At 41.7% G+C, this 14063-nt stretch carries 11 protein-coding genes and 2 pseudogenes; 6 read left to right on the top strand and 7 right to left on the bottom strand.

Features of this window, described 5'->3' with window-relative positions:
* Positions 1-901: 901 nt before the first annotated feature.
* On the bottom strand, positions 902-1936 hold the full coding sequence (gene cobW, locus ACE3JL_RS11940) for a cobalamin biosynthesis protein CobW (RefSeq protein ID WP_150975870.1): 1035 nt from the start codon (positions 1934-1936) through the stop codon (positions 902-904).
* Positions 1937-2139: 203 nt separating this feature from the next.
* On the opposite strand from cobW, the gene ACE3JL_RS11935 reads away from it, so the two are divergent.
* The gene (locus ACE3JL_RS11935) at positions 2140-2328 is read left to right on the top strand and encodes a hypothetical protein (protein WP_150975871.1); all 189 of its coding nucleotides are present in this window, start codon (positions 2140-2142) and stop codon (positions 2326-2328) included.
* Positions 2329-2368: 40 nt separating this feature from the next.
* Here the strand turns inward: ACE3JL_RS11935 and ACE3JL_RS11930 are convergent, their stop codons facing one another.
* The 3 genes and pseudogenes from ACE3JL_RS11930 to ACE3JL_RS11920 all read right to left on the bottom strand — a co-directional run.
* Positions 2369-4273: a polysaccharide biosynthesis protein gene (locus ACE3JL_RS11930; RefSeq protein WP_375329557.1), complete on the bottom strand. Its 1905-nt coding sequence runs from the start codon at positions 4271-4273 to the stop codon at positions 2369-2371.
* Positions 4274-4315: 42 nt separating this feature from the next.
* Positions 4316-4726, bottom strand: a pseudogene (locus ACE3JL_RS11925) (zinc ribbon domain-containing protein); the annotation flags it as partial.
* 158 nt (positions 4727-4884) lie between these two features.
* Positions 4885-5484: pseudogene (locus ACE3JL_RS11920) on the bottom strand (RNA-guided endonuclease InsQ/TnpB family protein); the annotation flags it as partial.
* 282 nt (positions 5485-5766) lie between these two features.
* Between ACE3JL_RS11920 and ACE3JL_RS11915 the strand changes: the two are divergent.
* From ACE3JL_RS11915 to ACE3JL_RS11905, 3 genes are all read left to right on the top strand, one after another.
* Entirely contained in the window at positions 5767-6303 is a 537-nt protein-coding gene (locus ACE3JL_RS11915; protein WP_271988294.1) for a dCMP deaminase family protein, read from the top strand.
* Between the two features lie 329 nt (positions 6304-6632).
* Positions 6633-6821 (top strand): hypothetical protein, encoded by a 189-nt coding sequence (locus tag ACE3JL_RS11910; protein ID WP_271988293.1) that lies wholly within the window; start codon positions 6633-6635, stop codon positions 6819-6821.
* Between the two features lie 161 nt (positions 6822-6982).
* Positions 6983-7729 carry a hypothetical protein gene (locus tag ACE3JL_RS11905; RefSeq protein ID WP_375329556.1) on the top strand — a complete coding sequence of 249 codons (747 nt, stop codon included), beginning with the start codon at positions 6983-6985 and terminating at the stop codon, positions 7727-7729.
* Between the two features lie 77 nt (positions 7730-7806).
* Here the strand turns inward: ACE3JL_RS11905 and gyrB are convergent, their stop codons facing one another.
* The 3 genes from gyrB to ACE3JL_RS11890 form a co-directional block, all read right to left on the bottom strand.
* Complete coding sequence (gene gyrB, locus ACE3JL_RS11900) at positions 7807-9729, bottom strand: DNA topoisomerase (ATP-hydrolyzing) subunit B (protein ID WP_375329555.1); 1923 nt, start codon at positions 9727-9729, stop codon at positions 7807-7809.
* 294 nt (positions 9730-10023) lie between these two features.
* Positions 10024-10734 carry a response regulator transcription factor gene (locus ACE3JL_RS11895; protein WP_002737246.1) on the bottom strand — a complete coding sequence of 237 codons (711 nt, stop codon included), beginning with the start codon at positions 10732-10734 and terminating at the stop codon, positions 10024-10026.
* Between the two features lie 604 nt (positions 10735-11338).
* The gene (locus ACE3JL_RS11890; RefSeq protein WP_375329554.1) at positions 11339-11806 is read right to left on the bottom strand and encodes a hypothetical protein; all 468 of its coding nucleotides are present in this window, start codon (positions 11804-11806) and stop codon (positions 11339-11341) included.
* A 244-nt stretch (positions 11807-12050) separates the two neighbouring features.
* On the opposite strand from ACE3JL_RS11890, the gene ACE3JL_RS11885 reads away from it, so the two are divergent.
* Positions 12051-13145 (top strand): acyl-CoA desaturase, encoded by a 1095-nt coding sequence (locus ACE3JL_RS11885; RefSeq protein ID WP_271988309.1) that lies wholly within the window; start codon positions 12051-12053, stop codon positions 13143-13145.
* A 335-nt stretch (positions 13146-13480) separates the two neighbouring features.
* On the top strand, positions 13481-14014 hold the full coding sequence (pgsA, locus tag ACE3JL_RS11880) for a CDP-diacylglycerol--glycerol-3-phosphate 3-phosphatidyltransferase (protein ID WP_375329553.1): 534 nt from the start codon (positions 13481-13483) through the stop codon (positions 14012-14014).
* Positions 14015-14063: the final 49 nt, after the last annotated feature.

Here is a 14063-nt window from a genome sequence, read left to right as displayed (position 1 = left end):
GTATCTTTTACTACCCTAACCTAAATCCCCAACCATCTATCCAGGCGATTGATCGCCGGAGCTTTTTCAATGGGGTGTAGGGGAATTATGAATTATGAATTATGAAGTGGGAAGTGGGGAGATGGGGAGATGGGGAGATGGGGAGATGGGGAGATGGGGAGATGGGGAGATGGGGAAATTGAATCAAAACCCCAAAACCCTAAAACCCCAACATCTAAAACCTGACTCCTGACTCCTGACTTCTAACCCGATGTTGGATAAATATAAGTAAAATTTATTGATTGAGTGCAAAAACTTGAGAATATTTAAATTAACATTTCGCAATATTTACAAATTCTTAAGAATTAATTGAGAAAGATTATTATTTAACAACGATGTTACGCTGGTTACAGCGATTTGATAGAATTTCAGAATGGGTTATTCTGTGCTTTTTTGGACAGCAATGGTTGAAACCCTTGCCACACCTAGAAGGTGATCCTAATTAAGACGGTTAAATCAGTCAATTTCACCCACAACGATGATCTTTTTTTTGTGTAGTTTTATTGCAAAAAAAAAGTTTTTTTGACAAAAAGCACAAAGTATGATAGTACCCAACGTATTTCTGGCTGCGAGTAATTATTGTAGAAGGGAGAATAAATAAAAATAATCTCCCTACCCCACCCTGTCCCTAGGAAAAACTTATTGCCGCAAACCCTAGTTAGGGTTTGCGGCAAGAAGTACGGGCGAAGCATTCGGTTAGAAAATCTACGGTTTCACCGATGGGTTATTGCCCGAATGCTTCGCCCCTACAGGACGCGGGCTGATGAAGACGCAAGGTTTTGAACGACGATTCTCTCAAAATTTGCACCTGTTTTGCGAGAAAAGCCACAAAACTCTTACCTTGCCTACATTTCACATTTATTCAGCAAACCCTAGTTAAGGCCTGCTCGATTCTCTGACTATCGAGGGAGCGGCCGATAAAGACCAAGCGAGTTTGCCGCGTTTCCGTGGATTGCCAGGGTCGATCGAAGAAAGAATCAAAGCGATCACCGACTCCCTGTAACACCATACGCATCGGTTTATGGGCCACATTAACAAATCCCTTGACCCGATAGATTTCTTCTCGGGCCACCAATTCTTTGAGCCGTTGGGTCAAAATTCTGGCATCTACGGGAGAATCGAGGCAAAACTGCACAGAATTGATCTCCTCATCGTGATCGTGTTCTTCCTCGTGATCATGATGACTAGGACGACTAGCTAAATTATCCTCGACGGCGGCATTAAATCCCAGTAGCACATCGGGGCTAATTTGTCCATCGGCACAAGTAACTATTTTGACCGTCGATCGCAGTTGTGTTTTCAGCCAATTAATAATTTTTTCTAATTCAATTTCGCTGATGAGATCGGTTTTAGTTAAGAGTACCAGGTCAGCGCAGGCTAACTGATCCTCAAATAACTCCTCAATGGGGGTTTCGTGTTCTAAATTGGGGTCTGCTTGCCTTTGTGCCGTTAAAGCATCTAAATCCGCCACCAGACGACCCCTAGCGATAGCAAAACCATCCACCACCGTGATTACTCCGTCCACCGTGGCCCCGTTGCGGATTTCCGGCCAGCGAAAAGCTTGAACCAGAGGTTTAGGTAAAGCTAATCCCGAGGTTTCGATCAGCATACAATCCAACTGTTGCCGTCGCTCCAGCAATTTCTGCATGGTGGGGAGAAATTCTTCCTGTACTGTGCAGCACAGACAACCGTTGGTCAATTCCACAATATTATCGTTAGGGTTGTCGTCGCAGGTCTGACAACTTTTCAATAAATCACCATCAATTCCCACTTCTCCGAATTCATTGACCATAACGGCCACCCGGCGGCCTTGATTATTTTGCAGTAGATGACGGATGAGGGTAGTTTTTCCCGCACCCAGAAAACCCGTGATCACAGTAACTGGAATTTTGTGCATAGATAGGGCGATCGATCATGTTCTTAGATCAATGTATCAGAGTCTTGGTCTAGGGTTGAGAGTTTCAACGCTAATTCTTTAGGATTGTCCCACCAATTGCCAGACTGTCACAAACTAGCTGAAATTTTCCTAGTTAGTCGTTATTCTGGTAAAAGTTTCAGTCGGCTAAAATAATCGCTGAATAACTTTTGTGGGAGTGGATCATGTTACAACGTCTTTTTTTAGCCTTTACCCTCGCTTTTCCTCTTTATTTAAGCATTGCTATTCAACAAACTTCTCCTCTAGCTGATAGAGTAAATCGCCCTTCTTTCCCCGAAATCAATAAAATTGGGCGGACGGTAAAAACTATCCAAAAGCAATTAAAACAAGAGCATTCGGTTCAATTAGATTAATAAATTCTGTCAAAAAGAGGAGAGCTAAAACTCCTCTTTTTCACTTTTTACTTGACGAATTACTGGCCATTTGCTGGGGAGGCTGGTATTCAGGAACTAAATCTTGTAGGGACTTAACTAAGCCTTGACGGTCATTAAGTTGAATATAATTAAGCAGTTGCTCTAATTTGATTTGTAATTCGTCCCAAGCAAGAAAGTATTCATGAGCGCAAAAAATTTTGGGGTGAGCGGTGGGACGAGCTTTATCGGTATCGATTAATAATTCTTCGTAGAGTTTTTCCCCCGGTCTTAATCCTGTGATTTCAATATCAATATCTTGCCCTAATTCCAAGCCACTTAAACGAATCATCTGTAGGGCCAAATCGTAAATTTTTACCGGCTCACCCATATCCAACAGGAATACCTCACCCCCCTTAGCCATAGCTCCTGCTTGTATAACCAAACGCACCGCCTCTGGAATAGACATAAAATAGCGAATAATATTGCGATGGGTGAGGGTAATATTCTTACGTTGGGCGATTTGTTCCCGGAAACGCGGCACCACGGAACCGCTACTATCAAGAACATTGCCAAAGCGGACGATCGCGCAACGGGTGGAAGTGTCGGTTAAAGCGGCCAAAGCTTGTACAACTAACTCAGCACAGCGTTTGCTGGCCCCCATAATGTTAGTCGGTCTGACGGCCTTATCGGTGGAAATAAGAACCAAATTACTAACTGAATTCTCGATCGCGGTCTGAGCGACATTTAAGGTTCCCCAAACATTAGTGTAAACCCCTTGACTAGCATTGGTTTCCACAAGGGGAACGTGCTTATAGGCGGCCGTGTGATAAATTGTCTCAATTTGGTGTTGTTGGATGACTCGGGCCAGATGATTGCGGTCAAGAACATTGCCTAGATAGGCATACTTGCGTAAATCGCTATAATTTTCGCTTAAATCGAGATCGATTTTGTAGAGGGAAAACTCGTTTAATTCGTAGATTACCAGGCATTTTGGGTTGAGGAAGGCGATTTGTCGGCATAATTCCGAACCGATGGAACCACCACCCCCGGTGACTAACACCGCTTTACCGGTGACATTTTTTCCCAAAAGTTCGGAATGAGGTAGAATTTCTTCCCGTCCTAATAATTCCGAGACATCGACACTGCGAATCTGATTGATGGTCGTTTCTCCCGATAAAATTTTTGAGAGGGGAGGAACGGTTTTAATGTCGATGGGTAAAGTTTCTAGACTTTCGATGATTTGCCGCTTTCTGGCCTTGGCTACATTAGGAATAGCGAGAATAACCCAGTCAAAGGCTGTTTTTTGGTGCAGTAGTGCCAATTGAGAGGGGGGATAAACCCTAAAGCCTTGGATCACTCGGTGCTGCAAATCGGGATTATCATCAACAAAGGCCAATAAACGATAGTGGGGGTCATTTTGTAGGGAACGTGCCAATTGACGACCCACAACCCCTGCACCATAGATAACGATTGTCGGTTCTCTATCCACACTGCTGACGTAAATATTCAGACGGTGAAAGACAGAACGAATCAACAATCTCACCCCGATAACCAATACTAGGGTTAACAATGCGTCGATAATTAGGACTGAACGCGGCAAAAAGGCATCCCTTTGAAAGTAGGCAAGACTGATTAAAACCCCTGAACTATAGAGAACCGCTTGCAGTACGGACGAAAGAAACTCCAACCCCGTATAACGTACTACGGGACGGTAAATACCTTTGAGATAGAAAACTAGAAGTTTAATCGCAATTAAGCTGAGTATTTCCCCGAAAAAAGGTCTAATTTGCTGATATTCGAGGCTCAGATTAAACCTGAGAGAGAAGGCCAGATAGATACTTAGACCAAAAATAAGGCAGTCGGTGACAATTAAAATAGATCGCTTCGATGACCTAGATAGGGAATTAGCTAATTTAAGGATTTTGTTGGCCAGTTTTCTATACATTATCCAATTGATGAATTAATCTTAATTGACATACTACCACCGTCATAGCGTAGCTTGACGGTGGATTCTTGACCTATCACTATCGGAAATTCCTTGTTCAACCAGACAACTTAGATTCTCAATGTCTCCACTGAAAATCCAGAAGTCAGACTCTCCCAAGGTGTTTGGGTCGTTTTCTGTTTGCCCAACAGTACAGTGGCCTCACTTCGACAAGCTCAGTGTTAAACCTGAGCTACGTCGAAGGGTCGAGGCCTTGAGATGATTTCCCAAATATTGTAACCCTTTTTTAAGAATGTTGATTGCTGCATTATGATCTCTATCTAAGACTATCTTACAATTAGGACATTGATGAGTTCTAGTACTTAAGGTTTTTTGAACTCTCCTCCCACAAACTGAACAATCTTGAGTCGTCAAATGGGGAGAAACAGCAACACAGACAATTTGATAAATCTTAGCACAATTAATTACATATCTAAGCCACTACTCCGTCAGACTTCTGATGTGAGGAAACAGTGAACTGAAAACTCAAATCCGATCCCTAATAGCTGTATCCCGTCTCCCGTCTCGGAGTCTCGACTAGGAAATTAATTTTGCAGGACTACTTAAATCTTAGCAAAAAATTCAAACCATTCAGTAAATTGATACCAAGAAGCATCAGAAATCGACTTAGACAGCTTACGGTTTTTGACTAAGTTTCTTGCCTTTAAAGCCTCATAGACTACCAGATAATTAGACTGGACTAATACCGAAGCATCTTTAATTACTTTGTTTCTGTGTTGTTTTGATACTTTAAGATCAAGTTTAGCTACTTTTATCCGTTGATTGTGATAGTTTTTAGACTGTTTTTTCCTTGAAAAAATTTTTTAGATAATCGTCTTTGTGCTTTTTTTGAGTCGTTTTTCTGACTTTCTTAAATAACGTGGATTCTCTACGGTATTGCCTTGAGCATGGGTATAAAATTCTTTTAATCTTAAGTTAATTCCTGTTATTTGTCCCGTTGGTTTATGGTATTTTTGCCGTTTTAAGTCAATCAAAAACTGGCAATAATAACCGTCAGTATTACTAACAACTCTTACCAGTTTAATCTGTTACTTTGAATAATAAACTAAGGTTTTTTAACTACATCATAAATCAAATTCTCCTGCTTAAAAACCGTCAGTAAATTTGATTTTACGTCGATCATCAGATAGTTTGTAGCCCGTTAGTTTGTATTAAACGTCTCGATTTCGAGGTTCGACGTGATCTCAGTCGAAGGCTCGGTCGAACGCTGATCTCACCAGTGAGTATCTTGTCGAAAAATGTAGCGGGGGCATTCATCCGACATTTTAGGTAATATTATTCACCGATATTCGGTTTACTAGCCAGTTTGCTTGTCGCTATTGGCTATGCGATCGGTGGTCAGGATAGTGCTTTAATTGGTTTAGAGGTCATCTAATGATAAACTATCAGAGATAAACCCCTCTTTTTCGCTTTTTCTAGCTTGGTATGAAACCGTGATCAACTCTGAAGAAAAAAGACCGACTTGGGACGAATACTTTTTAATGATTGCTAAATTAGCCGCCACCAGATCCACCTGTTTAGCTTTTCCCGTCGGTGCGGTAATTGTCAAAGATCGGCAGGTTTTAGCCACGGGTTACAATGGTTCTCCATCAGGAACAGTTCATTGTACGGCCCAAGGTTTTTGTTATCGCGGTTTGGGAACCTGTCGAGAATCCGGAGAAATTCCCTCTCGGGCAATTCATGCTGAAGCTAATGCGATCGCTCAAGCGGCTAAACACGGTATTTCTACCCAAGGAGCTAGTATCTACGTTACTTTAGAACCCTGTATTTCCTGTTTAAAACTAATTATTTCTTCGGGAATTAAAGAAGTTTTTTACGAAGCGGATTTTAACAGTGGGACAAAAGCCATGTTAAGGGATTCTTTTTTAGAAACGGGTATTATTAAATATAAAAAGATTTATTTATCCGCAGAAATGGCTAGTCATGCGGCCTTATTTTTATTAAATCCCATTTCGATCGATCTCAGGTAGTTATCCTCCAGCAATTCTCATTTTGAAACGATTTTGCGTTGTTTCAGCGATCTAGAGATTCGTTAAGAATTATTAACCCCTCTAGGTGCAAGGGTTTTAATGTCATGAAACCTTAAAATGAGAATCGCTGGTTATCCTCAACGGCGACATCGCTCCACTTGAGTGGTGGTTTATCCATGGCGTGGCCCGGTTCGTCGAATAATTAGTGCTAAGTACCTAAGCAAAATTAATTACACATATCTAACCCCCTCTTGCCTTTTGCCTCTTGCCTTTTGCCTATCTTTGCTAGGAAATTAATTTTGCACGACTACTTAGGAGGGCTAATAACCGTGAACGAAGAACATATTACCAGAATCACCCGCGAACAGTGGGCGAAGTTGAAAGGCAAAACGAACTGGGAGAAAGTTAAAGGCATGAGCGAGGCGGAAATTGCCAAAAACGCCCTAGAAGACCCCGATAATCCACCGCTACTGGCTGATTTTTCGATGAAAGCGAGTGCGGTTAATTTGATTTTCTAAAATTCATAAGCTATTATTTGAGGGACTTGCGCTTTGATAATGTGCTGTTTGGGGCTGGTCTGATTCTTCTACAGATCGATTGTCTGGCAGGGGTATTATTCCTACGCAAGTCCCTAATGTTCAGTCAGCTTTCAAAAATCTACCCGATTCACCCTAAATCTATGCTGAAAAAAAATCAAAAAATGGCAGTTTTGCCGTTTTATGGTAGAACTGCCATTATCCTTGCTACCGGAACTCTCCTAGCGACCTCCTTTACTCATTCCGCATCCGCAGCGGTACTAACCTTCGATATTACGGGAATCAATAACGATGACTCTCTAAACTCCTCTTCCTTTGGGGGATACGGTGATCGTATTACCAGCTTCACGAATGGTATTTTCAGTTACGGTAGCGCTGGGGGCTTGACACCGAACGTGGTCGTGGACTATCCGAACAACCAGACGTTATGGTGGTCATTGGAATATGGAAATCTTACCAATGTTATCTATGCCGAGGAGTCTGGAACCAGTATTCTTGATGTTACCCTAACCGCCGATCCAGGGTTTGAGGTGGTGCTAGATTCTTTCGATCTCGCGGGTTGGCGCGGAGACTACACGATTGACTCCGTACAAGTCCTGAGCGGTGGCACTTCTGTGTTTAGTCAAAGTAATGTATTCATCAGTGGAACCACGCGAACCAGTTTCAATACCTCGAATCTCGGTTCCCTCGCCGCTTCCTCGTTAACGATCCGTTTTGATGCGACTAATCTCGGTAGTGATTCAGATAGTATTGGCTTGGATAACATTCAATTTTCTCAAAGAAGTACGAGTTTTTCCCCAGTGGGAACTTCTGAACCTTCCGCTCTAGTGGCGATCAGCGCAGTTGCGGGGATCGCCACTTTTCTAAAACGAGCGAGAAAAGATCGATAATCAATCTTCAGTAACTGGATTTAGGGATTTTATCGGGGGCTGTATTAGCCTAGACTAACACAGCCCCAAGTTACGGTTTAAATGTCCAAATCAGTAAGATTTAAACGCGGTCCGTGGGTTTCGATAAATTCTCGCCGGGGGGCAACTCGATCGCCCATAAGAATCGTAAATAATTCCTCTGCTTTGGCTGCGTCTTCGATTTCCACCCGTTTTAAAGTGCGAGTTTCGGGATTCATGGTAGTATCCCAAAGTTGTTGGGGCATCATTTCCCCTAACCCTTTAAAACGTTGGATTGTGTAGTTAGCATTGGAGGGAAATTCCGCTATCTTTTGCTGTAATTCTCGATCGCTATAGCAGTAGGAATGATTTTTACCGCGTTCCAATTTATAGAGAGGAGGACAGGCGATATATACATAACCTTGGTCAATTAAATTCTTCTGATAACGATAGAAGAAAGTTAACAACAAAGTTCGGATGTGGGCGCCATCCACATCAGCATCAGTCATTAAAACAATGCGATGATAGCGCAATTGTGAGGGGTCGAAATCTTCTCCTTTAATCCCTAAACCGAGGGCGGTAATTAAGGATTGAATTTCCGTATTTTTGTAGATTTTGGCATCATCGGTTTTTTCGATATTGAGGATTTTTCCCCGCAGAGGTAGAATCGCTTGAAAACGACGATCGCGCCCCTGTTTGGCACTTCCACCGGCGCTGTCCCCTTCGACGATGTAAATTTCTGACTTTTCTGGGTCTCTTTCGCTACAATCAGCCAATTTACCCGGTAAAGGTGAGGATTCCAAGACCGATTTCCGTCGTACTAAGTCCCGGGCCCGTCGGGCTGCTTCCGCCGCTTTGTACGCTTGTACTGCTTTTTCGATAATCGTGTCGGCCACTTGGGGATTTTGTTCTAGGTATTCGTTGAGAGTTTCCCCCACCAGCGAATCAACAATACCCCGGACTTCGGTGTTACCCAATTTGGTCTTGGTTTGTCCCTCAAATTCCGGTTCGGGGACTTTTACGGAAATAACGGCGGTTAAACCCTCACGGACGTTTTCCCCCGCTAGATTAGGCTCGTTTTCTTTAATTTTATTCCGTTTACGAGCAACATTATTTAAAGTACGAGTCAGAACTGCTTTTAATCCTTCTAGATGAGTTCCCCCGTCAATGGTGCGGATGTTATTAGCAAAACCGAGAATATTGTCGCTATAGGCATCTATACACCACTGAAACGCCACTTCGATATTAATTCCGTTCTTTTCTCCCGATACATAGATAATATCTTTGTGCAGGGTTTCTTTTTCCCGACACATATAGGCGACGTATTCTTTAATACCCCCCTCATAACAATAGGTTTCGATGTGGGGTTCTTCGGGACGGTAATCGCTAAAGGTGATTTTAACACCCGCATTTAAGTAGGCTAGTTCTCGTAAACGTCCGGAGAGGGTACTGTAATCAAATTCGATGCCTTGGCTAAAAATTTCGGTATCCGGCAGAAAATTAACCCTAGTTCCCGTTTTTTCCTCTTGACTGGGACTGCTGACCAATTCTGTGACGGGGATACCTCTTTCGTAGCGTTGGATATGTACTTTATGATCGCGCCAGACTGTCACATCGACCCATGCGGAAAGAGCATTAACGACGGAAATCCCGACTCCGTGTAATCCTCCCGACACTTTATAGCCACCACTGCCAAATTTACCGCCGGCATGAAGTATAGTGAGAACGGTTTCGAGAGCAGATTTACCCGTGGTGGGGTGGACATCGGTGGGAATACCCCGGCCATCGTCGGTGACGCTGACGGAACCATCGGCCTTGATATCCACTTCGATATGAGTACAGTAACCCGCTAGGGCCTCATCGATCGAGTTGTCCACCACTTCATAGACTAAATGATGTAGTCCCCGCGGCCCAGTCGTACCGATATACATCCCCGGCCGCTTCCTGACTGGTTCTAACCCTTCGAGAACTTGTATCTGTTCCACGCCGTAGTTACTTGTCATAAAATTTCCCTAAAAAGGCTGTGATCCCTGATTGAACCTAAATGAATAGCAAAATCTTCAAAAATTCTAGCACATAAGGGTTAAAGACTGCTTAAATGGCTTTAGGGAGAATTTTTTGTTGGGGTTGGGGTGTTGGTCAGTAATCAGTGAGCAGTAAACAGTGAGCAGTAAACAGTAAACAGTAAAAAGGCAGCTGCGAGTTTGTCCCTTAATACTATTCACTGAAAACTCACACCTGATAACTGATAACTGATAACTGATAACTGCTCACTGCCAATTACCGATCAATAGTTTCTAGATAATGTCATCCTCAAATTTATAACCGACACCGACTACAGTTTTGATAAAGATCGGATTAGCAGGATCGGGTTCTACTTTTTTGCGTAAGCGTCGGATATGGGTATCTACTACCCTTTCATCGCCAAAAAAATCATTTCCCCAGAGATTATCGATTAATTGGGTGCGACTCCAGACGCGATTGGGATAACTGACAAAGGTAGCTAATAAATTAAATTCTAGGGTGGTTAAATCGAGGGTTTCCTCTGGCATTCCCTCCAATTTACGAAGAGCAGAATGTTGATCTAAGTCGATAATAAAATGACGGCTGCGATGGAGTTGTTGGGGTTGGCTATCGTGTCTTAAACTACGTCTTAATAAAGCTCTTACGCGAGCGGTTAATTCCCGGGGACTAAAGGGTTTGACCATGTAATCATCGGCTCCCGTAGATAGACCGATAATGCGATCGATTTCTTCTCCCCTAGCGGTTAACATTAAAATATAGGGGTCTTTTGTCCCGGGTTTTTGGCGAATTCTAGCACACAATTCTAGTCCGTCTAATTCCGGTAACATTAAATCTAAAATCACTAAATCTGGTTGCTTTTGATAAAATAGTTCTAGTCCTACCCTACCATTATAAGCCAGATGACAAGTAAATGATTCCCGCTCTAAAGTTTGCTGAATCAAATGGGCGATTTCAATTTCATCCTCGATAATAACGATATCCATACAAAGGAAAAAGTTTACAAATATCTAGGCATATCTTAACATATTAAGTAGCTGGTTATAATTAAAATTAAAATGGATTTTAGGTTCGATCCCCCCTGCTCCCCTTGATAAGGGGGGTGCCGATCCCCCCTTGATCCCCCCTCGATTACCCTTAATAAGGAGGGCATCTGATAATTTTTAACGCCTACCTACTTAGCTATTCATTTAACCTCTTGCATCATTAATTTTTAAGATTTCAAAAATAGGAAAAACAAGGATTAAGTTAATTGCACATAATCCGTAAATAGACCGAAATTGCTGACATTTTTAAAGGGTTGTTTGAGATTTTTAGAGCAAGTATCGCTCTTAGCTTATACTGTGTCATGTAGATAGCATCCGAGGGAATTTTGATTACTTATTTTCGTGATATTGTGCTTTGATGACATCTGAGCAAAACGGTCATTTGCCGTTGAGATAAATTTTTTCTCTTGACTAAGTTAGTAGAATAAGTTTGTTTGTTCTATATTAAGATGTTGAGTGCTTCATTTTTAGGTCTGATAGGTTGTTGTATTGATCAGACAGTATCTGGTCAGCTTTTCTTTGTCAACTTTTGAGGTTGATGCGTTTAATTTTTCAATTGCCGCTCTCCTCGCAGGAAATTATAGAGAGTATTTCTTAATTTTTTATCTGTCCATTTTTCTAAGATTAAGCGAAAAAATCCCAGTTTGGTCTTTTGATCCTGAAAGTTGCCGTAAAAATTGCTAGGATTGTTGGTGATTGCCGTAGCCAGCAAATTCAGCAAATAGTAGAATAGGGTTTCATAATCAGCATCGATCCGACCGCCAACATTTTGATAGACCCTTTGAGTTACCATACAGGAGCGATATTGTAAAAAAACCATCCAATGAGACTTGACTAATTGGTTATTAGGATCATTCTGTAACCATTGCCACAGATCAAGATACACCGCTTCATCATTTGCCACCTTTCCAGCGATCGCATTGATCGATCCTCTTAATTGTGGCACTTCGCACCAGAAAACTCGATCGCCTTCAATGGCTTTAATGGTAGTACAAAAGTACCTAACGCTCATCTCTATCACCGGCTACAGGTATCTGATATCTGATTAGGTAAAAACCGAGGATTTTCTGCAAAAGTAGCAAATAAATTCAGCGATTCCCTTGCCAAGCGCACCTCTTTCTCTGACAATAGATGAGAGACTGATGAGAAACTATCAGTTGTAGTGAGACAGCCTTAGCAAACCAGTAAAAGACCCATAAATTCACTATGAGCTGCCACAAATTGCCGTCATACCAACATCTAGGACAAAAATAGGAATGCGAGTAACCTTTACCGAAAATCAGGGTTTTAGAAAGGAATTGAATAAACGGGTTGATGCTTATTTTACCGAAAACGGCATCCCCACCAGAGATAATTTGGCCATGTACCTGAAGACGATCACGATTTTAACTTGGGTAATTGCCGCTTGGTTATTTGTGCTTTTTGGTCCCGATATCTGGTGGCTAAAAATCATCGGTTGTCTGGTTTTAGGAGCAGGATTAGCAGGGATTGGTTTTAGCATTGGTCATGATGCCAACCATGGTGGCTATTCTAGTAAAAAATGGGTTAATTCTCTCCTTGGCACGGCCTACGATTATATCATCGGTGCTTCCAGTTATCTCTGGCGTTTTCGTCATAACTATCTCCATCATACCTACACCAATGTTTTAGGCTACGATGTGGAAATTCACGGCGATGGTATCGTGCGAATGACTCCCCATGCCGAGCATAAATGGTATCATCGTTATCAACATTTATTTATCCCAATTCTCTACGGTATAATTCCTATCTATTGGTCATTCTCCGATGTGCGCTCTATCCTCTTTCGTCATCGTTTTGGCGAGATTAAAATTCCCAATCCTAAAGCGATCGATCTATTTGTTTTATTGAGCGGAAAAGTTGTTTATCTCTTTTGGTTTATTGGCATTCCTCTCTTAGTTGGTTATAGTCCCCTAGAAATAGCGATCGGTTTTCTCATTGTTTTTATGACCTATGGATTGCTTGCCTGTCATGTATTTATGTTAGCTCACGTTTTGGAACCCGCCGAATTTATTCAACCCTCGGCAGCCAATCAAATCGAAGACGAATGGGCAATTTTTCAAGTACGAACTACCGTAGATTTTGCCCCTAAAAATATCTTTTTAAATTGGTATTTAGGAGGATTAAATTATCAAGTCGTTCACCATCTTTTCCCGCAAATTTGCCATATTCACTACCCCAAGATAGCCCCAATTTTAGCGGAAGTTTGCCAAGAATTTGGCGTTAATTATGCCGTTTATCCCACCTTCTGGAGTGCTTTAGCTTATAATTATCGTTGGCTCAGGCAATTAGGCAATAAACAAAGTAATTTCGATCTCAAATTAGCCAGCTAAAATCAGTTATCAGTTATCATTTTTCAGTTATCAGTTTTCAGTGAATAGATAGTAAGTACCTAAGCAAAATTAATTACACATATCTAACCCCGCTCTTGCCTCTTGCCTATCTTCACTAGGAAATTTATTTTGCACGACTACTTATTAAGCGACAAGCTCAGAGCTGCCTTTTGACTGATTACTGATTACTGTTTACTGATTACTGATTACTGTTTACTGTTTACTGTTTACTGTTTACTGTTTACTGATTACTGATTACTGATTACTGTTTACTGTTTACTGATTACTGATTACTGTTTACTGTTTACTGTTTACTGTTTACTGTTTACTGAAAAATGAACCTACCCAACTCGATTACCCTATCGCGACTCTTGGGACTGCCATTAATTTTATACTGGTTGCATCAAGGCACAGAAATCGATCGCTGGTTAAGTTTAATTATCTTTCTGATTGCTGCCAGTACCGATTGGCTCGATGGTTATCTAGCGAGAAAATTCAATCAAATCACCGAATTAGGTAAATTTCTCGATCCTTTGGTCGATAAATTACTGGTTCTCGCTCCCCTCTTAGCTCTGATTGAAATGGATGTAATTGCTGCTTGGGGAGTATTTTTGATTCTCGCTCGGGAATTAGCGATCGCTGGTTGGCGCATTAATCCGAATTTAACGGGAAATAGCGACATAAAAGGGGCTAATTGGTGGGGAAAAAGCAAAACAGTCAGCCAAATTATTGCTATCGCTCTCTTAATCGCTCCCTTGCCTTCTGAATATAATTTAATTGCTCAGGGGGCTTTTTGGCTATCGGTGACATTAACTTTAATTTCTGGGGTGATTTATGTCATACCCAGCCAAAAATTAACCCAAAATTGATAAAAACTTGACCTGATGTAAAATAACGAACATTAGCAACAATTCAGGA

It is taken from the genome of Microcystis sp. BLCC-F210 (assembly GCF_042134685.1).
Taxonomy (GTDB): domain Bacteria; phylum Cyanobacteriota; class Cyanobacteriia; order Cyanobacteriales; family Microcystaceae; genus Microcystis; species Microcystis aeruginosa_D.
Note: the sequence above shows the minus strand (reverse complement) of the source record. Positions and strands in the feature narration are given on the sequence as shown.

Coding starts and splice junctions, on each gene's coding strand:
- ACE3JL_RS11890 (WP_375329554.1), bottom strand. CDS start 11,806: ATGAGCGTTAGGTACTTTTGTACTACCATTAAAGCCATTGAAGGCGAT.
- pgsA (WP_375329553.1), top strand. CDS start 13,481: ATGAACCTACCCAACTCGATTACCCTATCGCGACTCTTGGGACTGCCA.
- ACE3JL_RS11895 (WP_002737246.1), bottom strand. CDS start 10,734: ATGGATATCGTTATTATCGAGGATGAAATTGAAATCGCCCATTTGATT.
- cobW (WP_150975870.1), bottom strand. CDS start 1,936: ATGCACAAAATTCCAGTTACTGTGATCACGGGTTTTCTGGGTGCGGGA.
- ACE3JL_RS11905 (WP_375329556.1), top strand. CDS start 6,983: ATGCTGAAAAAAAATCAAAAAATGGCAGTTTTGCCGTTTTATGGTAGA.
- ACE3JL_RS11930 (WP_375329557.1), bottom strand. CDS start 4,273: ATGTATAGAAAACTGGCCAACAAAATCCTTAAATTAGCTAATTCCCTA.
- ACE3JL_RS11935 (WP_150975871.1), top strand. CDS start 2,140: ATGTTACAACGTCTTTTTTTAGCCTTTACCCTCGCTTTTCCTCTTTAT.
- ACE3JL_RS11885 (WP_271988309.1), top strand. CDS start 12,051: ATGCGAGTAACCTTTACCGAAAATCAGGGTTTTAGAAAGGAATTGAAT.
- gyrB (WP_375329555.1), bottom strand. CDS start 9,729: ATGACAAGTAACTACGGCGTGGAACAGATACAAGTTCTCGAAGGGTTA.